Raw genomic sequence first — 25,555 nt, forward strand, 5'->3', positions numbered from 1 at the left:
GACTTAAAGCGGTCCTTTGAAATTTCCAACTTCTTTTACCTTAAAGCAAATAGCCGAAATCATATCCAGTGAATATGTTGGCGACGATAACTTTCCAGTGCTGGGCATGAACGAAATTCATGTCGTTGAGCCCGGAGATATCGTTTTTGTGGATCATCCAAAATATTATGATAAGGCGCTGGCTTCCAAGGCCACGATCATTTTAATCAACAAAAATGTGGATTGCCCTGAAGGAAAGGCTTTGCTTATTTCTGAAGACCCTTTTAGGGATTTCAATAAGCTTACGGCCTTTTTTCAGCCTTTTGTACCCAGTAAGCAGCCAATTTCCATATCGGCCATTATAGGGGAAAACACGGTCATACAGCCCAATAGTTTTATTGGTAATAATGTAATTGTGGGAGACAATTGTACCATTCACAGTAATGTTACCATTTATGACAATTGTGTAATAGGTGATCATGTAACCATACATGCGGGAAGTGTATTGGGAGCAGATGCATTTTATTACAAAAAAAGACCGGAGGGGTATGATAAATTGCGGTCAGGTGGAAGAGTGGTTATCAAAGATCATGTGGATATAGGTGCGCTTTGTACCATAGATAGGGGTGTAACGGGAGATACTACCATTGGCTTTGGTTCCAAATTGGATAATCAGGTACATGTTGGCCATGATACGGTCATTGGTAAAAAATGTCTCATAGCATCGCAAACGGGAATTGCCGGATGTGTGATCATTGAGGATGAAGTGACGCTTTGGGGGCAAGTAGGGACCAATAGCGGTATTACCATAGGAAAAAATGCCGTTATTATGGGACAAACTGGAGTAACCAAATCCGTTGCCGGTGGTAAGAGTTATTTTGGTACACCTATAGAAGAATCCAGGGAAAAATTGAAACAATTGGCATACATTAAGAAGATTCCGGAAATAATTAAAAAAATGAACGATAAATAAGCGTGTTAATGCTTTAAAATTCATTAACAAACCTATATTTTTGTTCTGTTAAAAATAAAAACTACAGTAGTATGAGCGTATTAGTAAATAAGGATTCCAAAATAATCGTACAAGGTTTCACTGGTAGTGAAGGTACTTTCCATGCCGAACAAATGATAGAGTATGGCACAAACATCGTTGGTGGTGTTACTCCGGGCAAGGGAGGTCAAGAGCATTTAGGAAAACCTGTTTTCAATACGGTTACCGAGGCTGTTGAGAAAGTGGGTGCAGATACTAGTATTATTTTCGTTCCGCCTGCATTTGCCGCAGATGCTATTATGGAAGCCGCTGAAGCGGGAATAAAAGTTATTATAACCATTACTGAAGGTATTCCTGTTGCGGATATGGTCAAAGTGGCCAATTATATTGACAAAAGAGATTGCAGATTGATCGGTCCTAACTGTCCGGGAGTAATTACTCCGGGCGAAGCAAAAGTGGGTATTATGCCTGGTTTTGTTTTTAAGGAAGGTAATGTAGGAATCGTTTCCAAATCCGGTACATTGACGTATGAGGCTGCCGATCAAGTGGTTCGTCAAGGTTTAGGTATTACTACTGCTATAGGTATTGGCGGTGACCCAATCATTGGAACCACAACTAAAGAGGCCGTAGAGCTTTTAATCAATGATCCGGACACTGAATGTGTGGTGATGATAGGAGAGATAGGCGGACAATTGGAAGCTGATGCAGCACAATGGTATAAGGCAAGTGGAAGTAAAAAACCAGTTGTTGGGTTTATCGCAGGTGAAACTGCTCCTGCCGGTAGAACAATGGGTCATGCTGGTGCTATTGTTGGTGGTAGCGACGATACTGCCCAAGCTAAAAAACGTATCATGAGGGAATGTGGTATACACGTTGTAGATTCTCCTGCCGAGATTGGTATGAAAGTGAAGGAAGTAATGGGTTGAAACTCCATAAAACATAGAAAGAATCCCGTTAGTAGCGGGATTTTTTTTAGCCTATAAATGAAACAAGAGGTATATTTGATAAACATCGGTTTTAAAAAACGGACTTATGAAATTATTAGAAGATAAAAATGTAATTATTACTGGAGCAAGTAGGGGAATAGGCAAGGGCATTGCACAAGTTTTTGCCGATCACGGTGCTAATGTTGCTTTTACCTATAGTTCAAGCGAAGCCCCTGCGTTGGAATTGGAGCAGGAATTAAAAGCTAAAGGGGTTAAGTCAAAAGCATATAAAAGTAATGCGGCTAGTTTTCAGGAAGCTGAAGAATTGGTTGCCAAGGTATTAGAAGATTTTGATGGAAGAATAGATGTGTTGATCAACAATGCGGGCATTACCAAAGACAATTTGCTCATGCGTATGTCAGAAGCTGATTTTGATACGGTAATCGATATCAATCTAAAATCTGTATTCAACATGACCAAAGCGGTACAGCGTACCCTTTTAAAGCAACGTAAAGGTTCTATTATCAATATGAGCAGTGTGGTTGGTGTAAAAGGTAATGCGGGACAAACAAATTATGCGGCTTCAAAGGCAGGTATGATCGGTTTTACAAAGTCTGTAGCATTGGAACTAGGCTCAAGAAACATTAGGTGCAATGCTATAGCACCAGGATTCATTGAAACGGAAATGACTGAAAAACTGGATGAAAAGACAGTGCAAGGTTGGAGGGACGGCATTCCATTAAAACGTGGAGGTACTACTGAGGACATTGCTAATGCGTGTTTGTATTTTGCATCGGATTTGTCCAATTATGTTACAGGGCAGGTACTGAACGTTGATGGTGGTATGTTAACATAAATACTTCGTTTAAAGGGGAAGGCATTGTCCGTAATGTTCTTTCTAAGAAATAATCTTAAGGATATAAATGGAAAGCAAAACGATATTGTTTAGTATTCTTGCTGCTATTGTAGCACTGGGTATCGTTGTTTTTCAATACTTCTATAAGCAAAAGGCTAAAACCAAAATTCATTGGTATTTGGCCTTTTTACGTTTTATAGGAATATTTGGTTTATTATTGCTTTTGATCAATCCAAAGTTCAGCCAAAAGAGCTATACCTTGGAACAACCCAATTTAGTGCTCTTGGTGGATAATTCCGTTTCCAATGCTAAGAACAAAGAGGAACTTCAAAATTTTATTGCCACAATAAAGGCTAATAATGATATCAAGGAAAGGTTTAACCTGTCTCAATACGGGTTTGGGACTGACCTTGAAATAACCGATAGTCTTTTGTTCAACGATAAAGTCACGAATATCCATAAAGCACTTTCGTCATTAAAAGAGGTCTACGCCCGTGAGCAGACCGTTACATTGTTGTTGTCCGATGGTAACCAGACCGTTGGTCAAGATTATAGTTATTTTAAACCGGACCCCAGTACTACCATTTACAGTGTTGTTTTAGGGGATACTACCAAATATCAGGATATTTCCATAGGGCCTGTTTTAACGAATACGTATGCGTTTTTGAAAAATAGGTTTCCCTTGGAGACTTATGTGTCCTATCAAGGTAAAACAGCAGTTTCTACGGTAGTTTCCATTAAAATGGATGACCAGGTAATCCATAGGGAAAAGATTAACCTAAGCGATCAGAATAACCTAAAAACCATTACAGTACAAGTTGACGCGAATTCTGTAGGATTAAAAAATTTGGTCGTAGAGGCATCAACGCTTCCCCAAGAAAGAAATAGGGTAAACAATAAAAGGAGTACCCGTATTGAGGTAATTGATGAGAAAACAAAAATTGCCTTGGTCAGCAATATGCTACATCCGGATATTGGAGCCTTGAAAAAGTCAATTGAAAGTAATGAGCAACGGGAAGTTGTTATCATGGCATCTAATGTACCTACTGAAGCTTTGGACGATATTGACTTATTTATCTGCTATCAGCCAACGTCCAGTTTTAAAAGGATTACCGATTACATTCAGGATAAAGGTGCCAATAGTTTTTTTATTACGGGAACACATTCCGATTTTAATTTTTTGAATAGTTTAAAGATTGGTATTGAAGTAGAAAATGGCTATCCGCAACAAGAAGTGTTCGGTGTAATGAACAATGCCTTTTCCAAGTATGATATTTCTACTTTTGAAATGGAGGATTTTCCTCCTTTGTTAAGTGATGCCGGACCTGTATTGATTACATCTCCTTTTGAGACTTTATTAGGTACACAAATTAAGGGTGTTGATATGCAAGAACCTCTCTTAATGGTTGTAGAAAATGCAAATACCAAGAATGCATATCTATTGGGTGAAAATTTGTGGAAGTGGAGAATGCAAACTTTTAGAAATACCGGCGATTTTGCCAATTTTGATGCATTTGTAGGTAATTTAATTCGGTATTTGACCAGTTCCAAGAATAAGGCGCGTTTAAATGTAGATTATGAAAAGGTTTATGAAGGTAGTAGCAATACCATCATTACTGCAACCTATTTTGATGAAGCCTTTATTTTTGACCCCAATGCCAAAATGAATATTAAAGTTACGGATAAGACTACACAAAAAAGCTTGACCAATCCTATGATCTTAAAAAATGGATATTTTGAAGCTGACCTATCCAATTTGGTCGCGGGGGAATATGATTTTTTGGTAACGGTCGAAAATGAATCCAGGTCAGCATCGGGGACGTTTGTAATTTCTGAATTTGATATGGAAAATCAGTTTGTATCCAGTAATTCAAGACAAATGGAAAGAGTGGCTTTGAATGCCAACGGGCAAGCATATTATCCATCTCAGTTAAATAACCTTTTGCAGGAACTTATAAGTGGCGATAGGTATGTACCAATCGAGAAAAGCACTGAAAATATCGTATCTTTGATAGATTTCAAAATATTGCTGGCCATTATTATAATGGCATTTGCGATAGAATGGTTTATCAGAAAATATAACGGATTAATTTAATTGAACACTCATGGATAAATTACCTAAGATTGCATTACCTGCAATATTTGCATTAATAGTACTAGTAATAATTTTCTCTAAATCTACGGTCACCATAGGGTCTGGTCAGGCTGGAGTTTTATATAAAACATTTGGAGACGGTGTAGTAACAGATGAGCCCCCAATGGGTGAGGGTTTTCATATTGTGGCCCCTTGGAATAAAGTTTTTGTTTATGAAGTTAGACAGCAAGAAGTTTTTGAGAAAATGAATGTGCTTTCTAGCAATGGTCTAGATATCAAATTAGATGCCTCAGCTTGGTTTCAACCTAAATTCAATGAGTTAGGAAAATTACATCAAGAAAAAGGCGAGGATTATGTGCAGCGCGTCTTATTACCAACAATAAGATCGGCAGCTCGTTCGGTAGTTGGTCGTTATACACCAGAGCAGTTATATTCAAGCAAAAGAGATGCAATTCAAGCAGAGATTTTTGAGGAGACCAAAAAAATTGTGGAAGATGAGTACATACAATTAAATGAAATATTGGTGCGTGATGTAACCTTGCCTCCGACGATTAAAGAGGCTATTGAAAGAAAGCTTCGTCAAGAACAAGAATCTTTAGAATATGAGTTTCGTTTGGTGACGGCTAAGAAAGAAGCAGAAAAAGTAACGATTGAGGCGCAAGGTAAAGCCGATGCCAACAGAATATTAAGTGCTTCCCTGACCGATAAGATATTGCAGGACAAAGGAATCGATGCAACGCTTAAACTTTCTGAGTCTCCCAATACCAAGGTTATAGTAGTTGGTGGTGGTGAATCTGGCCTTCCTTTAATTTTAGGTAATAACTAAAACACGCAGCGCATTATTTTTGTTTCATTTTAAACTTTTGTTTTGTGAAATGAAAAATACCTTTTACTTTTACAACAGAATGAAAAACAGAACTACACATCATCATATTCATACACACGCTCAGGCGAGGTAGGAATGTATTGTAGTAGAACAACATATTTAAAAACCCGTTTGAGCAATCAAACGGGTTTTGTATTTAAATCTCTTTTGGTTGCCAAGCATTAAATTAAAACAATGACTAAAATTAGAATTGCTATTCAGAAATCGGGAAGACTTAATGAGGAATCCCTTCAAATTTTAAAAGACTGCGGAATTTCAATTGATAACGGCAAAGATCAGTTAAAAGCATCTTCAAGAAATTTTCCAATGGAGGTTTTTTATCTAAGAAATGGTGACATTCCGCAGTATTTAAGAGATGGTGTAGTAGATATTGCTATTATAGGAGAAAATGTATTGATCGAAAAAGGAGAAGATATTTCCATTGCAGAAAAATTGGGCTTTTCTAAATGTAAAGTTTCCTTGGCCGTACCTAAATCCGTTAAATATAATTCGGTAAAGGATTTTGAGGGTAAACGTATTGCTACTTCCTACCCAAATACAGTACTTAACTATTTGAAAGATAAAGGAGTTAAGGCAGATTTACACATTATTAATGGTTCTGTTGAAATAGCACCCAATATTGGGCTTGCGGATGCCATTTGTGATATTGTATCTAGCGGTAGTACTTTATTCAAGAATAATTTGAAAGAAGTAGAAGTAATGCTTACCAGTGAGGCGGTTTTGGCTGTTTCTCCAAAAATATCTAACGAGCGAAGAGAATTGCTTGAAAAACTACAATTCAGGATTCAATCGGTTTTACGTGCAAGAGCTTCAAAATATGTCTTGTTGAATGCACCTAATGAAAAATTGGAAGGTATTTTGAAATTATTACCGGGCATGAGGAGTCCTACAGTTTTACCTTTAGCCGATGCGGGATGGAGTTCTGTGCATACCGTAATCAATAAAGATACTTTTTGGGAAGTGATTGATGAATTGAAAAAGGCCGGTGCAGAAGGTATCTTGGTTTGCCCAATTGAAAAGATGGTATTGTAAAACAGTATTAAGTATTAAGTAGTATTATTTGGAATTGATATTAGATGGAAATCTTCGTTGTTCTATTTACATTTCGTAAACCAAAAACGAACAACTATCAACGAACAACTAAATAAATAATGAATAAAATATATAATCCACAGAGAGTAGATTGGAACAACGTTTTAAAACGACCTACGCAAACCGTTGCTGATATTGAAGGTTTGGTGAATGGTATTTTTGAAGAAGTACGATCAAATGGTGACGATACCATTAAAAAGTATACCGAACAATTTGATAAGGTGGTCTTGGAAAATATGCTTGTGTCAAAGACCGAAATTGAAGAGGCACAAAAATTGGTTTCGGATGATTTGAAAGAAGCTATAAAGCTTGCAAAAGCTAATATAGAGGTTTTTCATAAAGCTCAAAAAACCGAGCGTATTGAAGTTGAAACAGCCGTGGGAGTTTCTTGCTGGCAGGAGAAAAGACCTATACAGAAAGTAGGGTTATATATTCCAGGAGGCACAGCTCCTTTGTTTTCAACAATTTTAATGCTAGCGGTTCCTGCGACTATAGCTGGATGTAAAGAAATTGTATTGTGCTCTCCACCGGATAAGGAAGGTAAACTAAACCCTGCTATTCTTTATACGGCAAATTTATGTGGTGTTACCAAAATAGTGAAAGTAGGTGGTATACAGGCTATTGCAGGAATGACCTTCGGTACGGCCACTATTCCGCAAGTGTATAAAATATTTGGACCGGGTAACCAATATGTAACCGTTGCCAAACAAATTGCCACCAAGTATGGTGTAGCCATAGATATGCCGGCAGGTCCTTCAGAATTATTGGTGGTTGCAGATGATTCTGCAAACGCCGCTTTTGTTGCTTCGGATTTATTGAGTCAGGCTGAACATGGGGTGGATAGTCAAGTGATTTTGGTATCGACTTCAAAAAGTATGATCAATGCTGTTGAGAAGGAAGTAGCCGTGCAATTGGAAGAATTGCCACGTAAGGATATCGCAAAGCAAGCAATTTCAAATAGTAAATTAATATATGTTGATAACGATCAAGATGCTATTGATTTAATAAATGAATACGGACCGGAACATTACATTGTTTGTGTAGGAAATGAAGATTTTTACATTGACAACACCCAAAATGCAGGTTCAGTATTCATAGGAAATTATACGCCTGAAAGTGCCGGTGATTATGCATCGGGTACCAATCATACCTTACCTACCAATGGTTATGCCAAGCAATATAGCGGTGTAAACTTGGATAGTTTTATGAAGAGTATGACCTTTCAAAAGATAAATGAAAAAGGAATCCAAACCATTGGTAAGGCAATTGAGCTTATGGCTGAGGCAGAAGGCTTGCAGGCTCACAAAAATGCTGTGACCTTAAGATTAAACAGTTTAAAATAATGTCATTTTGGCTATGCTCAATGACCAATTCAATGTTGAACTAATGAGTTTCAATTTAAACAATATTACGAGGGAAAACGTTAAGGGTTTAAGTCCATATTCTTCGGCACGTGACGAATATGTGTCCGATGGTTCTACCATGGTTTTCTTAGATGCCAATGAAAATCCGTTTGAAAACGGTGTCAATAGATATCCTGATCCACAACAACGTAGTCTAAAGACAATTTTAGCTGCACAGAAAGGAATTAACGAAGAAAACATACTTTTAGGCAATGGTAGTGATGAAGTATTGGATCTGTTGTTCAGGGCTTTCTGTGAGCCTAAACAGGATAATATTATCACATTGCCGCCTACATACGGCATGTATAAGGTGCTTTCGGGTATCAATTTAGTCGAAAATAGAGAAGTATTACTGACTACTGCATTTCAGCCGAATATTGCAGAAATTAAAAAGGCAATTGATGAGCATACAAAATTGTTGTTTATATGTTCTCCCAACAATCCTACGGGCAATAGTTTCTCTACTGCAATTATTGAAGAGCTTTTAAATTCTTTTAATGGGCTAGTGGTTATCGATGAAGCGTATATCGACTTTTCATCCGAAGAGAGCTGGTCATCGAAATTAGCAGATTATCCTAATTTAATTGTTACTCAGACCTTATCAAAAGCTTACGGTATGGCAGGTATTCGTCTGGGCATATGCCTGGCATCTGCTGAGATAATTGCGGTAATCAACAAAATTAAACCACCATATAATGTCAATCAGCTTACCCAAGACAAGGCTATTGAAAGAGTGTCCGACCAAAAAGCCGTGCAAACAGAAGTTGCTTCAATTCTTGCAGAGCGTGAAAAGTTAATGGAAACATTGAAAACCATATCTTTTGTTTCTGCCATTTATCCTACCGATGCTAATTTTATTTTGGCTAAAGTTGATGATGCTACCCTACGTTATAATCAACTGTTGAAAGAAGGGGTTGTGGTAAGAAATAGAACAACGCAACCTTTATGTGAAAATACTTTGAGGTTTACAGTGGGTAATTCAGCAGAAAATAAAAAACTTGCTGAGGCGTTAAAAAGGATATAACCATCAAACCAAAACCAGATGAAAACCAATTTATTGTTTGTTATTTCCTTGTTTTTTGCAATTAACTTTTCTAATGCCCAAGATATTGAAAGGCTTGAATTTATTGCCGATAGTTTAAACTTAAGTGATGAAGAAACCGAGGCACTTATTAGTTTTAAGCAATATTCAGATAGTTTAGAAAGTACTTTTACCTATATCTATGATAGGTCCATGCTAAATGGTGATGTTGCTAAAATTATTGTGCCCAAAGGATACAAGTTTTTAGATAAGCCACAAGCACAGCGTGTATTATCTGATATTTGGGGCAACCCTGTTGATAATTCTGTGATGGGATTATTACTTAAAGAAGATGAGACTCCCGTTGAAACTAGTTATGCCATAGAAATTTCATATGCTGAAGAAGGTTATATTAAAGATGATGATGCCAAAGATTTAGATTATGATGACCTTTTGAGCGAAATGCAAGAAGACGCTAAAAATGCAAATCCTGAAAGATCAAGATTAGGTTACCCTACTGTTGAATTACTTGGTTGGGCTTCTAAACCATATTATGATCAAGATGATAAAAAATTGTACTGGGCCAAAGAACTCTTGTTTGAAGAAGAGGAGAGTAGCACCTTAAACTATAATATTAGGGTATTAGGTAGAAAGGGGTATATGAACCTTAATGTTATTGGAAATATGGAAACATTGAACGATGTGGAAGCTAACTTAGAACCAATTCTGGGTAGTGTATCTTTTAATACTGGCTATAAGTATTCTGAATTTGATCCGGATTTTGATGATGTAGCAGCTTATGGTATTGGAGGTTTAATAGCTGGTAAAATATTAGCGAAAGCTGGTTTCTTTGCGGTAATTCTAAAATTTTGGAAGTTCATCGCAGTAGGGGCAATTGCTTTGTTCGGTGGTGTGAAAAAATACTTTTTTGGGTCTAATAAAGAAAAACAAATTGCTATCGACACCAAAAATAGTGACCCAGAGGTATAGTTTAGAACATTATATATGAAATGAAAATGAAAAAAAGAGTACTATTTATAGACCGAGACGGTACAATAATAAAAGAAACTGTAGATGAGCAGATCGATGCATTTGAGAAAATGATTTTCTATCCTAAGGCATTTACATATTTAGGTAAAATAGCGAAAGAATTGGATTATGAATTGGTCATGATTACCAACCAGGACGGCTTGGGTACAGATGTATTTCCAGAGGATACCTTTTGGCCGGTTCATAATTTCATTCTTAAATCATTCGAGAATGAGGGCGTTGTTTTTGATAAAGTTTTTCTTGACCGTACTTTTCCCCATGAAAATGCCGACACTAGAAAACCTGGCACAGGATTATTGACCGAATATTTTTCTGAGGATTATGATCTGGAGAATTCTTTTGTGATCGGTGACCGATTAACGGATATGGAATTGGCTAAAAACCTTGGTTCTAAAGGAATTTTCATCAATGATAATACGAATCTTGGCACTGGTGAAATCACAGTAAAGCGTGACGAATTAGATAACCATATTGCTATTGAAAGTAATGATTGGGAAAAGATATATGAGTTTTTAAAGCTGAATGATAGAACGGCTGAAATTCATAGAAAGACCAATGAAACCGATATTTCCATACAATTGAACTTAGACGGTACCGGTAAAAGTGATATTAAAACGGGATTAGCATTTTTTGACCATATGCTAGACCAACTGGCTCGTCATGGGCAAATGGATTTAACCATTAAGGTTGATGGCGATTTAGAAGTTGATGAACACCATACTATTGAAGATACCGGCATTGCCTTAGGTGAAGTTTTTCATAATGCCTTAGGGAATAAATTGGGTATTGAGCGCTACGGATTCTGTTTACCTATGGATGATTGTTTGGCGCAATCCGCTATTGATTTTGGTGGCAGAAATTGGCTAGTATGGGATGCAGACTTTAAGCGTGAAATGGTGGGCGACATGCCAACTGAAATGTTTCACCATTTCTTTAAGTCGTTCACAGACGGAGCAAAAGCCAACTTGAACATTAAAGCTGAAGGCACCAATGAACATCATAAAATAGAAGCTATTTTCAAAGCCTTTGCAAAAAGCATTAAAATGGCAGTAAAAAGAGATGTTGAAAAGATGGTGTTACCAAGTACTAAAGGAGTTCTATAATAGTACAAAGTATTAAGTATAAAGTATTAAATCGTTCTAAGATTTACTTTGTACTTCATACTGAGTACTTCATACTAGTTTTAATGAAAATTGTAATTATAAATTACGGCGCTGGGAATATACAGAGCATAAAATTTGCCATCAAAAGGTTAGGCTTTGATGCGGTTTTAAGTAGCGATGCCGAGGAAATACAAAATGCCGATAAAGTAATTTTTCCAGGAGTGGGCGAGGCAAGTAGTGCCATGAAAATGCTGTTGACTAGTGGTCTGGATAGCATAATACCAACCTTAAAACAGCCTGTTTTAGGTATATGTTTAGGCATGCAATTAATGTGTAATTCGTCCGAGGAGGGGAATACCAAAGGATTGGGCATTTTTGATGTTGATGTCATTAAATTTAACACTAGCGTAAAGGTTCCCCAAATTGGTTGGAATCAAATATCGAACCTAAAATCAAATTTGTTTGGCTCCATTGCCGAGGATGAGCATATTTACTTGGTTCATAGCTTTTATGCCCCGTTGTGTAGCGAAACTATAGCTGAATGTTCGTACGGACTCAACTATAGCGCAGCATTACAAAAAGGAAATTTTTACGGTACGCAGTTTCACCCAGAGAAATCTAGTGATGTTGGTGAGAAAATTTTAGAGAACTTTTTAAAAATGTAATGTTTAGTCGTAAGTACAGAGTATTAAGCACAAAGTAAAAAGTACAAAGTAAAGACTACAGAGTATTAAGTAGATGAATAATTATAGAGAACTCCATATTTGGAAAAAAGGGATGCAGCTTGTTGAGGAAATTTATTTCTTATCAAAGAAATTACCGGATGATGAAAAATTTGGTTTGACTTCTCAAATTAAAAGATGTAGTGTTTCTATACCATCAAACATTGCAGAGGGAGCAGGTAGAAATTCAAATAAAGAATTCGCCCATTTTCTTAGTATTGCAAATGGCTCAACCACAGAACTTGAAACACAATTAATACTAACCGTAAACTTGAAATTTTTACTAGAAACAGATATAAATAATGCTTTGGCATTATGCAAAGAAATAAAGAATATGAACTTTGCATTGCAAAAGAAATTAAGGATATAACAACTCCAAACTTTGTACTTAATACTAAGGACTTAATACTTAACACAACTATTAAAATGAGAATAATACCAGCCATAGATATCATAGACGGTAAGTGTGTACGCCTTTCCAAAGGGGATTATGATACCAAGAAGATATACAATGAAAACCCGTTAGAAGTTGCGAAAGAGTTCGAAGCGCACGGAATAAAACACTTGCATTTAGTGGATTTAGATGGTGCAAAATCTAAGCATATTGTGAACCATAAAGTGCTAGAACAAATTGCAAGCAAAACCGGTCTACAGATTGATTTTGGTGGCGGATTGAAGACTGATGAAGATTTACGTATCGCTTTTGAAAGTGGTGCCAAGCAAATTACTGGTGGTAGTATTGCTGTTAAGGATGCTGAAACATTTATTGGTTGGATAGAAAAGCATGGTTCCGATAAAATAATATTGGGAGCCGATGCTATGGATGAAAAAGTAGCTGTTTCGGGCTGGTTAGAAGAATCTAAAGAAGAGTTGATTCCTTTTATACAATCGTACCAAGAAAAGGGAATTCAATACGTAATTTGTACCGATATTAGCAAAGATGGTATGTTAGAAGGTCCGTCTTTTAATTTATATTCAAAAATTATCAATTCAACAGAATCTGGAATAAAACTGATTGCAAGTGGCGGAATATCTACTTTTGATGAGTTGCCTAAATTAGCCGAAATGGGTTGTGAAGGTACAATTATAGGTAAGGCTATTTACGAGAACAGAATTAGTTTAAAACAGTTGGAATCTTATATTTTAAGGAATGGATAAGGAATTTCATATTATTGAAGAGATAAAGCAAAATGCCTTGTATCGTATGGATGAAAGTACACGTATGATCAAGAAAAGCCTTGCTGATATTTCTGAAGAAGAACTATGGCAAAAACCGAATGCTTCTTTAAATAGCATTGCAAATTTAATTCTTCATTTGTGTGGTAATATATCGCAATATGCCATATCGTCTTTAGGAGAAAATGAAGATACAAGAAATCGTGATGTAGAATTTGCTGCTACCGATGGTTACACCAAAGAAGAGTTGCTAAAAAAGTTGGATGATGTGCTAGACTCGGCAAAAAGAATCGTTTTTGATGCTTCAACAGCTCAATTGGTTCAAAAACGTTCGGTACAGGGATTTTCTTTTTCTGGAATAGGTATTATTCTCCATGTAGTAGAACACTACTCATATCATACTGGGCAAATAGCCTTTTGGGTAAAACAGCTGAAGAATAAGGACCTTGGCTTTTATGACGGAGTAGATTTGAATATAAAAAATAAGTAATGCGAAAAAAGTACTGAGTACAAAGTATAATGTACAAAGTACAGAGTAACAAGTACAAAGTATCAAGTACAAAGTGCGTATAGTACTTAGTTATACGTTTTGGATAGTTATAAAAAGTAATTTGATGTTAGAATAAAATATTTATTATAAAAAACTTAGTACTAATTACTTAGTACTTAATACTTTTAAAAAAAAATGCTTGCAAAAAGAATAATTCCTTGTTTGGATATAAAGGACGGTAGAACGGTTAAAGGCGTGAATTTTGTTGATTTACGAGATGCCGGTGACCCTGTTGAACTTGCTGAAGTTTATAGTAAAGAAGGGGCTGATGAATTGGTCTTTTTAGACATTTCAGCAACGGAACAAAAACGCAAAACATTGGCTGATTTGGTATACAGAGTTGCCGAAAAAGTGAATATCCCATTTACCGTAGGTGGCGGAATTTCCTCTGTAGAAGATGTAGATGTTCTATTGCAAAATGGTGCCGATAAAGTGTCTATAAACTCATCGGCAGTAAAGAATCCGCAGTTGATTAACGATTTGGTGGCTAAATTTGGTTCACAGTGTATTGTGGTGGCTATAGATGCCAAACAAATAGATGGTGAATGGATCGTGCATTTAGTGGGTGGCAAAGTACCTACAGAGCGTAAGTTATTTGAATGGGCTAAGGAGGTTGAAGAGCGTGGTGCTGGTGAAATACTGTTCACATCAATGGATAATGATGGTACCAAAGATGGATTTGCAAATGAAGCTTTGGCTAGATTATCCGCAGAATTGAACATACCCATTATCGCTTCTGGTGGTGCAGGTAATATGCAACATTTCTCGGATACTTTTATAGAAGGAAAAGCAGATGCAGCTTTGGCGGCAAGTGTTTTTCATTTTAAGGAAATAGGGATTCAGGAATTGAAACTTGAATTACAAGGGAACGGGATTCCAGTAAGGGTTTAGTTTCACTAAGTAGTCGCTAAGTGGTTAGTAGGCAGTTACAGTTCTCAGTAACCAGAATGTCTCCTGAAATTACCTACAAAGACAGGCGCTTTAGAAGGCTTTAGGACACGATTTTTCACATCGGTTACATTGAGTGAACTGAATAAAAATAGGGTCAACAAGAAGAAGTATACAATGAAAAAAATAGGTTTAATAGGTGGTATTACTTGGCAGTCTACTCAGTTGTACTACCAATTGATAAATACAATGGTGGCAGAAGAACTTGGTGGACAAAGTTCTTGTCACTGCATTATTGAATCTGTGAACTTTGCTGAGTTTTCTAAAAAACAAGCTGCAGGAGATTGGGATGCTTTGCATAAAGAAATGACGAATATTGCATTAAGGCTGCAAGATGCCGGTGCAGAAATTATCGTTATTTGCGCCAATACCATGCATCTAAGTGCTCCAATAATGAAGAAAAGTTTGACTGTTCCGGTGCTACATATTGTTGAAGTAATCGGTAAGGCTATACAAGCCAAAGGACGTAAAAAGGTTTTGTTGTTGGGTACCAGGTATACCATGGAAATGGATTTTTTCAAGGATATCCTTAGAGATCAATTTGGTATTGAAGCTTTGGTGCCAAACGAAAATGATAGAGATACGGTGCATAATATCATTTATAATGAACTTGCAAAAGGTGTGATTAAAGATGAGTCTAGAAAAAAATATGTGGATATCATCAAAAAAGGGGAGAAGGAAGGCGCACAAGCCGTAATTTTAGGCTGTACGGAAATACCATTGTTAATTTCCCAAGCAGATTGTGACATACCTGCATTTGACACAACAAAGGAGCATGCTAAAGCTGCCGTTGAGTTTGCATTAGGGTAACAAGCAGACAATTTTCAAAACTGCATGTCATTTTGAGTTTACCTTACAGTTACCAAGATTTAGAATAATATAAAGTAAAAATAGAAGATAGTATATATGGAGTTTAAAACACCGGATTGGAATAAAACAAACGACGGATTAATACCTGCGATTATACAAGATGCACGTACTAAAAACGTATTAATGTTGGGCTACATGAATGCTGAAGCCCTAAGTAAGACCACCGAAACGGGTAAGGTTACTTTCTTTAGTAGAACAAAAAACCGATTATGGACCAAAGGTGAGGAAAGTGGTAATTTTCTAAATTTGGTATCCATTAAAAATGATTGTGATCAAGATTCTTTACTAATAATGGTAAATCCTATAGGTCCTACATGCCACACAGGTACCGATACTTGTTGGAAAGAAAGCAATGATTCAAACTTCGGGTTCTTTTCTGAATTGGAATCAACTATTGAGCAAAGACGTATGAATGCTGATGGAGAAAAATCATATGTAGCTTCCTTATTTGCAAAAGGGATTAATAAGGTAGCCCAGAAAGTGGGAGAGGAGGCCGTTGAAACTGTAATTGAGGCTATGGATACTAATGATGAACTTTTCTTGTACGAAAGTGCCGACCTATTGTTTCATTATCTAATGCTCTTACAGGCAAAAGGTTTTACGCTTAAAGATATTGAGGCTGAATTGATGAAACGTAAAAAGTAAAATAGTATTAACTAAAATGCACAAAGTATTAGATTTATATTAGTTCGTTGGCTTACTATATCATTCTGCCGTAAACGTATCATTATCCTTATCCTCGATCCAGTTGTATTCAATTTCCCAGGCAACGTTTTTGGCAAAATCAATGCCATGACGGTCGGCTAAAAAACCTAGTGCCATGTCCATACCAGCGCTTACTCCAGAGGAGGTATAATAATTTCCATCTACCTTCCAACGAGCTTTTTTATCCCATTCAACTTCCTGTCCGTTGGTCATTACCCAAGAAAAGGCCCGTTTGTTTGAGGTGGCTTTACGGTCATCTAAAAGTCCAGATTTTGCCAATAGGGCACTTCCTGTGCAAACCGTTAATACATAATCGCTAGATAGAGAAACCTCCTTTATTTTATTGATAAGTACTTCATTTTTAACTTCTATCCGGGTTCCAAGACCTCCAGGAATTAAAAAGGCAAATGGTTTTTTGTTTATGGTTGATAGTTTTTCGGTCATGATCGGTACCCGATGTCGGTTCGTGACAACCCCACCTTTCAGCGAATAGAATCTTAAAATATAGTGGTCTGTCAATCTGCCAAATATTTCTGCGGGACCAAAAACATCCAACGTTTCGTAATTATCGAACAGCAAAAAGGCGATTTCTTTCTTTTCCATGGTGTCTGTTGATTGATTCTGCGCAAACGCACTACAACTCATCAATAGTAATATAGCAGCGATTACTTTTGGAGTAAAATTTTTAAAGGTTGGTGTGGGTATCATTAATTTAGTTTTTCAGCAGTTCGTTTCGTTTACCTTCCCTAAGGTACTACTATCAGGGTACTTATGAAATGAAGATTGTGGAATTAAGTAGGGCGGAATTTATGAATTTAATGAAAATTTCGCTCCATAATTACATAATTTAAACCACCTTTTATAAACTCAACAGGGGTCAGCTGCATATTAAACTTAGCGTAGAAATTTGTTTTTGAGGTCCGTGCATTGCACCAAATTCTGGTAAGGTTGTTTTCTGCAGCAATATTCATGATTGCATTCAACAAAATTGTTCCATAGCCTTTTCCTTGATATTCATGGAGTGTGGCGAATTTCCGAAACTGTGCTTCTTTACCCTTTTTAAACAATGAAATTACAGCAATTAAATTGCTATCTATGATTAATCCGTAATGTGTGCCTTCATCATCTTCGGGCAAACGAACATAATCAATTGTCTCATTTGGCCACATGACCTTGTGCCGTATGGGTAAGGCTTCCTCTATAGTTATTTGCTTTATGGTATAGGACGGCATTTATCAAAAATATAAAGTTTAATAGAATATTATAAAACCAGATTTTCTTGAAATTTTCCTACTTTTTCCCATTCAAACGATACGGGTGACCATTCTGCATTTTGGTGGTTTGTTTGAGATGAATGTTCTCTAACGAATACTTGATTGTTTGCACAGAATACATGCTTTGCAACAATCTTTACTTGACCGTATCTACTGCGTTTTGAAGATTTTGCCATTATTGTATACTTTTTTTATATCTGTTGCGCCCCATATTAAATACCCCAACCTTAATTCCTATACCGGCAGAAAAACCGTTGATATTAACCGTACGAGTAGGTGGAAGGTTAATGCGACTGGAAAAACGATATTTAACGCCAGCCTCAAGCTGTAAATACCTAGAGATGTTGAACAAGGCGCTTACACCTGGTTCTGCCACAAATACTGCATTGATATCATCCCCTGTTAGGTCCTCTTCAATATAATCAGGGTCGCGGAAATTGTTCTCAACATAACCAACACCGCCAGCACCTATTAAAAGGGGGAAAGATAGATTGACCAGTTTTTTACTGAAAAAGATTGGTTCTAGGTGTAAGCCGCCGTACGCAACAATGATATCTTCAAATCTGCCGCGTTGATCGTTATAAATATCCTGTTCAGAATACAGAAAATTTCCTGCAAATCCTACTTCAAACTGCTGGTTGGCAACATAGGCAACCTTAAGTTCTCCTACATATGTATTATTACCATCAATTTCACCTAAGCGTGTGGACAGCCCCAAATACACTCCATGTACTACATTCTTGCGATCATTGAATTCAAGGTAATCGCCAGTTTCCTCCTGTGCATGACTGTAAAATGCGGAAAGAAAAAAGTACAGAAGAAGGGTAATTTGAAGTGGTTTCATTACTGTTCGATTTTTGATTGATTATCTAATAGACAACCTAAGCAACAAATAGTTGCATCAAAAACCATTATTTTTTTAATAAAAACCAATAAATCTGGATTTTGTTGTGCAAAACTATTGCTAATTGTTTTTAAACAAGATTGTTAGTAGTATCATTTGCACCCCATGAATCCAGACCAAGCAAAATAGTTTTAAGGGATTTTCCACGTTCGGTCAAACCATATTCTACTTTTGGTGGTACAACAGGATACACAACACGTTCTACCAAACCATCTTTTTCCAATTCACGTACGGTTTGGGTAAACATTTTGTTGGATATTCCCGGCACTTTTTTCTGAAGTACTCCGGATCGTAATGGGCCATCCAATAAATGAAAAAGTACAATAGGTTTCCATTTGGTACCAATTAGGTTCATCGTATGGTCTAACGGGCAATATTTTTTGGAACTCATTTAAATTTTAATTATTTGATAATCAACAATATACTCTTTTTGGTAACTATAGTACTTTTAGGTAAGTTATTGTCCATAAGGCAAATATAGATTTATTTTGTAGTAAAATTAGAACTATGGATAAGAATAAAGAATACCCAAAATCATTTTCGCATATTGGTATTACAGTACCGGATTTGAAAAAAGCAGTAGAATTTTACTCAGAAGTAATGGGCTGGTACGTTATCATGAAACCATCAAAAATTAAAAAAGAAAAAGAAACAGCGATCGGTTTAATGTGTATCGATGTTTTTGGTGATGACTGGGAAGAGTTTGAAATTGCACATATGTCCACTTCTGATGGCATAGGCGTAGAATTGTTCTCTTTTCTTCATGGGGTAAAAGAAGCACCGGAATTCAATCCGTTTAATACGGGATTATTTCACTTTTGCATTCAAGACCCAAATATAGAAGATTTGGTCGCTAAAATTGTGGCACATGGGGGCAAACAACGTATGCCTATACGTTCTTACTACCCAAATGACAAACCCTATAAAATGTGCTATGTTGAAGACCCTTTCGGAATTGTTTTTGAAGTATATACGCACAGTTACGAATTAACCTATTCGTCCGGTGCATATTCAGAATAGTTTTTTTAGATGTTAATAAATGCGATTGGTGATCTATTGATTGTCAATCGCTTTTTATTTATATTTACTTATCCCTCAGACTGTTTCATTATAAAACCACCTTTCTTCCATGAAATTATCTGTTCCATTTTATCGTTTTATTCTTTTAATTATTACCTGGCTTTTATTTATTTCCCATTCTAAATCTTTTGATCATTATTCTAATCCTAAGGTATCGGAAGAATTGGAGTTTAAAACAGACGGACTCTATTTTGCCGAATTTTACGATTATATTTTTCGTGGTCATTTTGAGAATCTGGAAATGAAAAGGGACGATATGTTCTTTTTAGTCATTTTCGATAAGTATTTACGTGCTTACGGTGGGCAATGCGATCGCTATTTACCAGCAGGTAAGGTTGAAATTTTAAATCAAGTCTGTAAGACGGAAGAGGTTACAAAAAATGGATGGGGAGATGTTGTTAGTAGGGTTTGTGTGGAGTATACTTGGGTAGGCAGTGGTCTGTATGCCAAACCGGAACTTTATACCGCCTATGCGGAAATTGATCAAATACAACGCTCTAAAGGTTTAAGTACCATGGTGGATATGATTACCAACCCTAATAGCATGGGAAATTCGGTCGATTTGATTCATAAAACAAACGGACTCAATAATGATATGGTAAAACTTTTTCAAATGAATGCCTGTAGCAGTGCTGGTTTAAAGCGTTTTGAAGAGAATTTAGAATTATTTGCATTGAACAAAGCACCTATACGAATGCAAGAGGCCAGTAAATATACTACCATGAAAAAATCTGGAGGTCCTACCGGAAACCAAAATTTCAATAAATTAATTGATGACTTGGTGTATGATCAATCTAAAACGTGGGCTTTCAATAAATATACCGCTGGTAGTATTTCTAATGTTCAAGCGTCATTAAAGGATAGTGAAGGTAGGCCTAAGGAACTAAGTGCTTATTATAACTTTTCCGGTTTTAGCGGTAATAGTAAAGGTTCTGTGCGCATAACCTTTGAAAAAGGATTGCCAAAATGTATTTATTTTTATGACTATCCCCAAAATTGCAAAACGCCCAATAGCAGTATATTGGCCGCTTTTGCAGAAGGTAAATATGCAAATTGAACGTTTATTGTCCCATAACTTATCAGGCCAGGTCATTATAACTTGTTTCTTGTGAAGATAGCTCCATTAAATTTCTTTTAATAAAACAACTCCCTTTTTACCTGTAATGGTAATTTTTCCGTTTCCGTTATTTCCGTATTTGGCATTTATTTCGCGTAATTTTTTACCATTGTCCAACATTTTAGAATCTACATCATAAAATGTTTTCGGCAAACGTACCAAACCTTCCTCCAAGACTGCCGAGAATTGATGTGCAAAATGGCTAATGTTCAAACTGACTTCACTGGATTCTTGTTCAATATCTATTTTAGAATTTTGATTTAATATCTGGTGTATTTTAAAATCAGCAATTTTCATGTCAAGCATAACATTGCTTTTTAGCTCATGAAGAACCAAGTTGGAAAATTTAAGTGATCCTTTAATGTTTTCTACACTTTGAAGGGTAATTTCATCTTTATTTGAAAGTAATTCTAAGTTGGATGAAGATTGTATTCTTATTGCACTGCCACTACTATTAATATACATTGTATACGCATCATCCATATCAAGTTCTCCGTTATTAAGGGTAATATTACTGTTTATAATATTCTTGGCTTTCAGTTTTCCGTACTTTAAGGAAAGTTCGGCTTTGGTAATGTTTCTATTGATGTAGATATCACCATGTTGAATATCCGCTATCAAGATTCCGTCCCAATCTTCAATTAATACATCGCCAAATTTATTGCTGATATTCAGAATGGTCTTAAATGGCATATGAACATTATAATCGATTTGAACATTGCTACGGTCAAAATCGAACGGATTGGCTTTTTCGAACAAATTGGCAAAGAACCCTGAGTTCTTGTCCGCAATTTCATAACTCACGGATAAATAATTGTCACCGGATTTAATGATAGGAGCAATTCTATGCAATAGTTCAATGGCGTTTTCTTTTTTCTTATGGGTAACCGTCATATGAACAGTAATGGAAACTTCGTTTTTGCTCCATCCATAGACCGTGACATTTCCGTATTTGTTTTCTAAATGGAGTTCGTCACCCGTTGCGAAAGCATAGGACTTCGTAACTTTTTTAGATACCCTTTCTTGTGCCGTAACCATGTGGCCAATGACCAATGCCATGGTAAAAAACAGCAGCCTTTTATAAAGTATATCCATATTCCTCATCTTTAAGTTTTGACTCGTTTAATTGTCGCAATAGATTTTCTATCAATTCTATGCGCTTTCTATAATTTGCTACAATGGCCTCCAATACCCGTTCATTGTCCAGGTTGTTTTGCATTTCTAACCGCAATTCCTCGTATTCTTGGTCCAATTCATCAATAAAGGATAAAAACTCGGCCTTGTCCGTCTCGGATAATTGTTCGTTTTTATGCACAAGTTGTATTTGGTAAGAAACCAATCCTTGGTAATGCATATCAATATCCCTTAATTCCTGAGATGCAAATTGATGTTCTTGTGCATTGTTGCCCAAAAAGATGCTGCCAAGTATTCCCGTAATACCTATTAGTATCAATATACTGGCCGCAATTTTAAACAGTGGAGACTTCCATAACGGAATGACCTTAGGCTGTGTATGACTAAGTTCCGCCTCAATATTTTCCCATAGTTTGGCGCGGTCTGCTTTTTGGTCGTTAAAGAATGCTTTGTTCTCTTTTATATATTTTTCAAGACTATCCATTACAATGCATTTATAATTTGAACTAATTTCTTTTTTGCCCTATGGTATTGTGATTTTGAGGTGGATGTGGTTATGCCCAAAACCTCTCCAATTTCAATATGATCATACCCTTCCAATAAGTACAGGTTAATAATTTGCTGATATCCCAAGGGTAATTTTTGTATGCCTGTTTTAATCTTTTCCAGCGCTAAAGAAAGTTCCGTTACTGTTTCCTCTTCATCCGTAAGATGATGGTCATGATCATCCATATTGGCCAAGGCAAGACGTTTTACCTTTAAATGGTTAATGCTTTTGTTGATTACAATTCTTTTAAGCCATGCCCCAAACGTACTTTCGTATTTGAAGGTATGCAGGTTTCTAAAAGCGTCCACAAAACTTTCCTGTACAATATCTTCTGCATCTTCCTTTATGCGCAAGTAGCGTAACCCTATATTATACATGGCGTCTACATAGAGCTCGTACAGTTTGTACTGCGAGTTTCTATCACCTGCCTTACTTTTTTCGACAAGGGATTTATGCGTAAAACGTATGTTGGTATCCAGTTCCTTCAAGAGGGTTGTTTATGGGCTAATTCACGCTACTGTTATAAAGACAACCAAATTTATATAAGGTTGCATATCACGTTCATTATTTAGGCACTAAAGTAAGTAAATGATTAAGTGGGCTAAAGGTTATTGTATGTTGTCTAATGTTATTATTTCCTTAAAATATCGTGTGAATGCAACCTTTCTTGCTTTCAATTGTCAATAGGGTGTTCATCATTCAAAATATATAACATGACAGTAAAATTAAAAACGCATTATTGGCGTCAAAGGCTATTCTTTAGTATGGTCTTGCTGCTAATGATTACTAGTACCCAAGTCATTGCGCAAAATACCTATACCGTTAGCGGTAAGATAAGTGATATTAAAAATGGCGAAACCCTGTTTGGGGCATCGGTTTTTTTGGAAGGAACCTCTATTGGGGTGGTTACCAATGAATACGGTTTTTATTCGTTGACCGCACCGGAAGGAAAATACACGTTGTTGGTCACTTTCATGGGTTATACGGATATACAACAGGAAATTAACCTAACCCAAAATCAACAATTCAATTTTGAAATATCCGAAGCTTCCACCCAATTGGATGAAGTAGAGGTTATAGCGGATGAACCTGAACGCGCCATACTGCGTAAACCGGAAATGAGCGTACTCAAAATGAATATTGAGACGGTAAAACAAATGCCCGTGGTTTTGGGTGAGGTAGATATTTTAAAATCGCTACAAATGCTTCCAGGGGTAACCAATAACGGTGAAGGTACCGGCGGTTTTCACGTACGTGGCGGTGCGGGCGACCAAAACCTGGTTCTGTTGGATGAGGCTATCATTTACAATACATCGCACATGTTCGGTTTTTTCTCGGTCTTCAATGCAGATGCCATTAAAGATGTAAAACTGTACAAAGGTGGTATACCGGCAAGGTATGGTGGGCGTGTTTCCTCGGTGTTAGATGTTAGGCAGAAAGACGGTAACAGCAAACGGTTGGCTGCAACGGGCGGCATCGGTATCATATCTAGCCGTTTGGCACTGGAAGCGCCTTTGTTTAAAGAAAAAGGTTCTTTTTTAATTGCTGGTCGTCGTTCTTATGCCGATCTGTTGTTAAAAGCTGCGGGGGAAGATAATAGCGTAAGTTTTTACGATCTAAACTTAAAAACTAATTATAAGATCAATACGAACAACCGACTTTTTCTTTCCGGTTATTTTGGGCGCGATGCTTTTGAACTAGGAGAAAATTTTAGTAGTTCTTATGGGAACTCAACAGCTAACCTGCGTTGGAACCACATTTTTAACGACAAACTTTTCTCTAACCTGTCCGCTATTTATAGTAAGTATGACTACGAGCTGGGTATTACCTCTGCGGAGTTCGATTGGGTTTCGTCCATTACCAATTACAATCTAAAATATGACTTAAAGTATTATTTCAGCGATGCATTTAAGCTCGATTTTGGAGCCAGCGGTATACATTATGAGTTTGATCCCGGGGAAATTATTCCTACGACCGAAACGTCATCTGTCAATCCTTTGGTATTGGATAAAAAAAGGGCGTTGGAAACTGGAGTGTATGTAAATGCGGAACATAAATTAACGGAGAAGCTGACTGCACAATATGGTTTGCGCTACAGTGCATTTTCCAGACTTGGGGGGCAGCCTATGACGGAGTATGCCAATAATCAACCGGTAGTCTATAATGAGGACCTAGGTATTTATGAACGTGGTGAAGCTATTGGTGAAACGGTATACGAAAAGGGAGACGCCATTAAGACCTTTGGCAATTTGGAGCCTAGGGCGTCATTGGCATACACCATAAATGACAATTCTTCTTTAAAGGCAGGCTTTTCTAGGGTGGCACAATACATACATCTATTATCCAACACTTCTTCTGCTACGCCATTAGATGTTTGGACACCAAGCGGTCAGTACATAGACCCGCAATTATCCAATCAATATGCCTTGGGCTATTTCCGTAATTTTAAGAACACGGCGTATTCCATGGAGGCTGAGATCTATTATAAGAATACCGATAATAGAATCGATTATATAGATGGTTCTGATCTTATTGGGCAGAATACCATTGAAACCGAAATATTAAAAGGGGAGTCCAGGGCATATGGATTAGAGCTTTTATTCCGTAAGAACGAGGGTAAATTTACGGGGTGGATTTCCTATACGCTATCCAAGTCAGAGCAGCGCACTCCCGGTGGTAATGCCGGTGGTTTGGGTATTAATGATGGTAATTGGTACAACACTCCTTATGATAGAACGCATGATGTCTCTATATCCGGGTCATATCGATTAAACGATAAATGGAGTTTTGGTACCAATTTGGTATTTCAAACGGGTAGACCGGTTACGTATCCTAATGGTCAATATGAGTATGAGGGCGTTTCCATTGCTAGTTATTCCGATAGAAATTCCGATCGCTTACCTGCGTATCATCGTTTAGATCTGTCGGTCAATTATAAGCCCAACAGAAAGCCAAATGTCAAATTAAAAGGGGAGTGGGTGCTAGGTATTTATAACGCCTATAACCGCAAGAATGCTGCTTCTGTATCCTTTGGGCAGAATATAGAAACGGGGGCAAATGAGGCTACCAGAACCGCTATTTTCGGAATTGTACCATCCATTACCTATAACTTTAAATTTTAATACG

General features: G+C 36.8%; 28 protein-coding genes. 20 read left to right on the top strand and 8 right to left on the bottom strand.

What is annotated here, in order from left to right:
- Window positions 1–16 precede the first annotated feature (16 nt).
- The 17 genes from JM81_RS01845 (at window position 17) to hisIE (ending at window position 16,313) form a co-directional block, all read left to right on the top strand.
- The gene (locus JM81_RS01845) at window positions 17–952 is read left to right on the top strand and encodes a UDP-3-O-(3-hydroxymyristoyl)glucosamine N-acyltransferase (RefSeq protein ID WP_089260469.1); all 936 of its coding nucleotides are present in this window, start codon (window positions 17–19) and stop codon (window positions 950–952) included.
- Window positions 953–1,023: 71 nt separating this feature from the next.
- Window positions 1,024–1,896 carry a succinate--CoA ligase subunit alpha gene (gene sucD / locus JM81_RS01850; RefSeq protein ID WP_089260468.1) on the top strand — a complete coding sequence of 291 codons (873 nt, stop codon included), beginning with the start codon at window positions 1,024–1,026 and terminating at the stop codon, window positions 1,894–1,896.
- Window positions 1,897–2,002: 106 nt separating this feature from the next.
- Entirely contained in the window at window positions 2,003–2,752 is a 750-nt protein-coding gene (gene fabG / locus JM81_RS01855) for a 3-oxoacyl-[acyl-carrier-protein] reductase (RefSeq protein ID WP_144800454.1), read from the top strand.
- A 67-nt stretch (window positions 2,753–2,819) separates the two neighbouring features.
- Window positions 2,820–4,847: a VWA domain-containing protein gene (locus JM81_RS01860; RefSeq protein WP_144800455.1), complete on the top strand. Its 2,028-nt coding sequence runs from the start codon at window positions 2,820–2,822 to the stop codon at window positions 4,845–4,847.
- Between the two features lie 10 nt (window positions 4,848–4,857).
- The gene (locus JM81_RS01865; protein ID WP_144800456.1) at window positions 4,858–5,673 is read left to right on the top strand and encodes a prohibitin family protein; all 816 of its coding nucleotides are present in this window, start codon (window positions 4,858–4,860) and stop codon (window positions 5,671–5,673) included.
- Window positions 5,674–5,907: 234 nt separating this feature from the next.
- Window positions 5,908–6,765, top strand: coding sequence for an ATP phosphoribosyltransferase (gene hisG, locus JM81_RS01870; protein WP_058102627.1), 858 nt, complete (start codon window positions 5,908–5,910; stop codon window positions 6,763–6,765).
- Window positions 6,766–6,884: 119 nt separating this feature from the next.
- Window positions 6,885–8,168, top strand: coding sequence for a histidinol dehydrogenase (gene hisD / locus JM81_RS01875; RefSeq protein ID WP_144800457.1), 1,284 nt, complete (start codon window positions 6,885–6,887; stop codon window positions 8,166–8,168).
- Between the two features lie 43 nt (window positions 8,169–8,211).
- Window positions 8,212–9,252: a histidinol-phosphate transaminase gene (gene hisC / locus JM81_RS01880; RefSeq protein ID WP_144800458.1), complete on the top strand. Its 1,041-nt coding sequence runs from the start codon at window positions 8,212–8,214 to the stop codon at window positions 9,250–9,252.
- An 18-nt stretch (window positions 9,253–9,270) separates the two neighbouring features.
- Entirely contained in the window at window positions 9,271–10,239 is a 969-nt protein-coding gene (locus JM81_RS01885) for a DUF2167 domain-containing protein (protein WP_144800459.1), read from the top strand.
- A 26-nt stretch (window positions 10,240–10,265) separates the two neighbouring features.
- Window positions 10,266–11,402, top strand: coding sequence for a bifunctional histidinol-phosphatase/imidazoleglycerol-phosphate dehydratase HisB (gene hisB, locus JM81_RS01890; RefSeq protein ID WP_144800460.1), 1,137 nt, complete (start codon window positions 10,266–10,268; stop codon window positions 11,400–11,402).
- Between the two features lie 83 nt (window positions 11,403–11,485).
- Window positions 11,486–12,067: an imidazole glycerol phosphate synthase subunit HisH gene (gene hisH, locus JM81_RS01895; protein ID WP_144800461.1), complete on the top strand. Its 582-nt coding sequence runs from the start codon at window positions 11,486–11,488 to the stop codon at window positions 12,065–12,067.
- Between the two features lie 73 nt (window positions 12,068–12,140).
- A complete protein-coding gene (locus tag JM81_RS01900) occupies window positions 12,141–12,494 on the top strand; it encodes a four helix bundle protein (protein ID WP_144800462.1) in 354 nt (117 codons plus the stop codon).
- A gap of 56 nt (window positions 12,495–12,550) precedes the next feature.
- Window positions 12,551–13,282: a 1-(5-phosphoribosyl)-5-[(5-phosphoribosylamino)methylideneamino]imidazole-4-carboxamide isomerase gene (hisA, locus tag JM81_RS01905; protein ID WP_144800463.1), complete on the top strand. Its 732-nt coding sequence runs from the start codon at window positions 12,551–12,553 to the stop codon at window positions 13,280–13,282.
- Window positions 13,275–13,790 (top strand): DinB family protein, encoded by a 516-nt coding sequence (locus JM81_RS01910; protein ID WP_144800464.1) that lies wholly within the window; start codon window positions 13,275–13,277, stop codon window positions 13,788–13,790. Before hisA ends, JM81_RS01910 begins: the two co-directional genes overlap by 8 nt.
- Before the next feature lie 195 nt (window positions 13,791–13,985).
- On the top strand, window positions 13,986–14,741 hold the full coding sequence (hisF, locus tag JM81_RS01915; RefSeq protein ID WP_144800465.1) for an imidazole glycerol phosphate synthase subunit HisF: 756 nt from the start codon (window positions 13,986–13,988) through the stop codon (window positions 14,739–14,741).
- Between the two features lie 174 nt (window positions 14,742–14,915).
- On the top strand, window positions 14,916–15,608 hold the full coding sequence (locus JM81_RS01920; protein ID WP_144800466.1) for an aspartate/glutamate racemase family protein: 693 nt from the start codon (window positions 14,916–14,918) through the stop codon (window positions 15,606–15,608).
- Window positions 15,609–15,704: 96 nt separating this feature from the next.
- Entirely contained in the window at window positions 15,705–16,313 is a 609-nt protein-coding gene (gene hisIE / locus JM81_RS01925) for a bifunctional phosphoribosyl-AMP cyclohydrolase/phosphoribosyl-ATP diphosphatase HisIE (RefSeq protein ID WP_144800467.1), read from the top strand.
- A 60-nt stretch (window positions 16,314–16,373) separates the two neighbouring features.
- On the opposite strand, the gene JM81_RS01930 is transcribed toward hisIE, so the two are convergent.
- The 5 genes from JM81_RS01930 to JM81_RS01950 form a co-directional block, all read right to left on the bottom strand.
- Window positions 16,374–17,081, bottom strand: a complete 708-nt coding sequence (locus JM81_RS01930) for a DJ-1/PfpI family protein (RefSeq protein WP_222430281.1) — start codon at window positions 17,079–17,081, stop codon at window positions 16,374–16,376.
- 107 nt (window positions 17,082–17,188) lie between these two features.
- On the bottom strand, window positions 17,189–17,605 hold the full coding sequence (locus JM81_RS01935) for a GNAT family N-acetyltransferase (protein WP_261374934.1): 417 nt from the start codon (window positions 17,603–17,605) through the stop codon (window positions 17,189–17,191).
- A gap of 29 nt (window positions 17,606–17,634) precedes the next feature.
- Window positions 17,635–17,823: a hypothetical protein gene (locus JM81_RS01940; protein WP_144800468.1), complete on the bottom strand. Its 189-nt coding sequence runs from the start codon at window positions 17,821–17,823 to the stop codon at window positions 17,635–17,637.
- Complete coding sequence (locus JM81_RS01945) at window positions 17,823–18,491, bottom strand: hypothetical protein (protein WP_144800469.1); 669 nt, start codon at window positions 18,489–18,491, stop codon at window positions 17,823–17,825. Before JM81_RS01945 ends, JM81_RS01940 begins: the two co-directional genes overlap by 1 nt.
- A 130-nt stretch (window positions 18,492–18,621) precedes the next feature.
- On the bottom strand, window positions 18,622–18,942 hold the full coding sequence (locus JM81_RS01950) for a winged helix-turn-helix transcriptional regulator (protein ID WP_089260453.1): 321 nt from the start codon (window positions 18,940–18,942) through the stop codon (window positions 18,622–18,624).
- A 116-nt stretch (window positions 18,943–19,058) separates the two neighbouring features.
- Here JM81_RS01950 and JM81_RS01955 point away from each other — a divergent pair, with 116 nt between their 5' ends.
- Both JM81_RS01955 and JM81_RS01960 read left to right on the top strand, forming a co-directional pair.
- Window positions 19,059–19,571, top strand: a complete 513-nt coding sequence (locus tag JM81_RS01955; RefSeq protein WP_144800470.1) for a VOC family protein — start codon at window positions 19,059–19,061, stop codon at window positions 19,569–19,571.
- 109 nt (window positions 19,572–19,680) lie between these two features.
- A complete protein-coding gene (locus tag JM81_RS01960; protein ID WP_144800471.1) occupies window positions 19,681–20,688 on the top strand; it encodes a hypothetical protein in 1,008 nt (335 codons plus the stop codon).
- 66 nt (window positions 20,689–20,754) lie between these two features.
- Here JM81_RS01960 and JM81_RS01965 read toward each other — a convergent pair whose 3' ends face one another.
- From JM81_RS01965 to JM81_RS01975, 3 genes are read right to left on the bottom strand one after another with little or no spacing between them, the layout of a single operon-like run.
- Window positions 20,755–21,843 (bottom strand): hypothetical protein, encoded by a 1,089-nt coding sequence (locus JM81_RS01965; RefSeq protein WP_144800472.1) that lies wholly within the window; start codon window positions 21,841–21,843, stop codon window positions 20,755–20,757.
- Window positions 21,827–22,366 (bottom strand): hypothetical protein, encoded by a 540-nt coding sequence (locus JM81_RS01970; RefSeq protein WP_144800473.1) that lies wholly within the window; start codon window positions 22,364–22,366, stop codon window positions 21,827–21,829. Before JM81_RS01970 ends, JM81_RS01965 begins: the two co-directional genes overlap by 17 nt.
- Window positions 22,366–22,917, bottom strand: a complete 552-nt coding sequence (locus tag JM81_RS01975; protein ID WP_261374935.1) for an RNA polymerase sigma factor — start codon at window positions 22,915–22,917, stop codon at window positions 22,366–22,368. The genes JM81_RS01970 and JM81_RS01975 overlap by 1 nt, the downstream gene beginning before the upstream one ends.
- Window positions 22,918–23,142: 225 nt before the next feature.
- Between JM81_RS01975 and JM81_RS01980 the strand changes: the two genes are divergently transcribed.
- Window positions 23,143–25,551, top strand: a complete 2,409-nt coding sequence (locus JM81_RS01980) for a TonB-dependent receptor (protein ID WP_144800474.1) — start codon at window positions 23,143–23,145, stop codon at window positions 25,549–25,551.
- Window positions 25,552–25,555 lie beyond the last annotated feature (4 nt).

It is taken from the genome of Maribacter sp. MAR_2009_72 (assembly GCF_007827235.1).
Taxonomy (GTDB): Bacteria; Bacteroidota; Bacteroidia; order Flavobacteriales; family Flavobacteriaceae; genus Maribacter; species Maribacter sedimenticola.

Bases quoted from the DNA above. Each gene is read 5' to 3' on its own strand.
- hisF (WP_144800465.1), top strand. From the start codon at position 13,986: ATGCTTGCAAAAAGAATAATTCCTTGTTTGGATATAAAGGACGGTAGA.
- JM81_RS01955 (WP_144800470.1), top strand. From the start codon at position 19,059: ATGGATAAGAATAAAGAATACCCAAAATCATTTTCGCATATTGGTATT.
- JM81_RS01940 (WP_144800468.1), bottom strand. From the start codon at position 17,823: ATGGCAAAATCTTCAAAACGCAGTAGATACGGTCAAGTAAAGATTGTT.
- JM81_RS01935 (WP_261374934.1), bottom strand. From the start codon at position 17,605: ATGCCGTCCTATACCATAAAGCAAATAACTATAGAGGAAGCCTTACCC.
- hisG (WP_058102627.1), top strand. From the start codon at position 5,908: ATGACTAAAATTAGAATTGCTATTCAGAAATCGGGAAGACTTAATGAG.
- JM81_RS01930 (WP_222430281.1), bottom strand. From the start codon at position 17,081: ATGATACCCACACCAACCTTTAAAAATTTTACTCCAAAAGTAATCGCT.
- hisC (WP_144800458.1), top strand. From the start codon at position 8,212: ATGAGTTTCAATTTAAACAATATTACGAGGGAAAACGTTAAGGGTTTA.
- hisA (WP_144800463.1), top strand. From the start codon at position 12,551: ATGAGAATAATACCAGCCATAGATATCATAGACGGTAAGTGTGTACGC.
- JM81_RS01970 (WP_144800473.1), bottom strand. From the start codon at position 22,366: ATGGATAGTCTTGAAAAATATATAAAAGAGAACAAAGCATTCTTTAAC.
- JM81_RS01945 (WP_144800469.1), bottom strand. From the start codon at position 18,491: ATGAAACCACTTCAAATTACCCTTCTTCTGTACTTTTTTCTTTCCGCA.
- hisIE (WP_144800467.1), top strand. From the start codon at position 15,705: ATGGAGTTTAAAACACCGGATTGGAATAAAACAAACGACGGATTAATA.
- JM81_RS01960 (WP_144800471.1), top strand. From the start codon at position 19,681: ATGAAATTATCTGTTCCATTTTATCGTTTTATTCTTTTAATTATTACC.
- JM81_RS01910 (WP_144800464.1), top strand. From the start codon at position 13,275: ATGGATAAGGAATTTCATATTATTGAAGAGATAAAGCAAAATGCCTTG.
- hisD (WP_144800457.1), top strand. From the start codon at position 6,885: ATGAATAAAATATATAATCCACAGAGAGTAGATTGGAACAACGTTTTA.
- JM81_RS01920 (WP_144800466.1), top strand. From the start codon at position 14,916: ATGAAAAAAATAGGTTTAATAGGTGGTATTACTTGGCAGTCTACTCAG.
- hisB (WP_144800460.1), top strand. From the start codon at position 10,266: ATGAAAAAAAGAGTACTATTTATAGACCGAGACGGTACAATAATAAAA.
- JM81_RS01860 (WP_144800455.1), top strand. From the start codon at position 2,820: ATGGAAAGCAAAACGATATTGTTTAGTATTCTTGCTGCTATTGTAGCA.
- JM81_RS01965 (WP_144800472.1), bottom strand. From the start codon at position 21,843: ATGGATATACTTTATAAAAGGCTGCTGTTTTTTACCATGGCATTGGTC.
- JM81_RS01950 (WP_089260453.1), bottom strand. From the start codon at position 18,942: ATGAGTTCCAAAAAATATTGCCCGTTAGACCATACGATGAACCTAATT.
- hisH (WP_144800461.1), top strand. From the start codon at position 11,486: ATGAAAATTGTAATTATAAATTACGGCGCTGGGAATATACAGAGCATA.
- JM81_RS01885 (WP_144800459.1), top strand. From the start codon at position 9,271: ATGAAAACCAATTTATTGTTTGTTATTTCCTTGTTTTTTGCAATTAAC.
- JM81_RS01980 (WP_144800474.1), top strand. From the start codon at position 23,143: ATGACAGTAAAATTAAAAACGCATTATTGGCGTCAAAGGCTATTCTTT.
- sucD (WP_089260468.1), top strand. From the start codon at position 1,024: ATGAGCGTATTAGTAAATAAGGATTCCAAAATAATCGTACAAGGTTTC.
- JM81_RS01900 (WP_144800462.1), top strand. From the start codon at position 12,141: ATGAATAATTATAGAGAACTCCATATTTGGAAAAAAGGGATGCAGCTT.
- JM81_RS01865 (WP_144800456.1), top strand. From the start codon at position 4,858: ATGGATAAATTACCTAAGATTGCATTACCTGCAATATTTGCATTAATA.
- fabG (WP_144800454.1), top strand. From the start codon at position 2,003: ATGAAATTATTAGAAGATAAAAATGTAATTATTACTGGAGCAAGTAGG.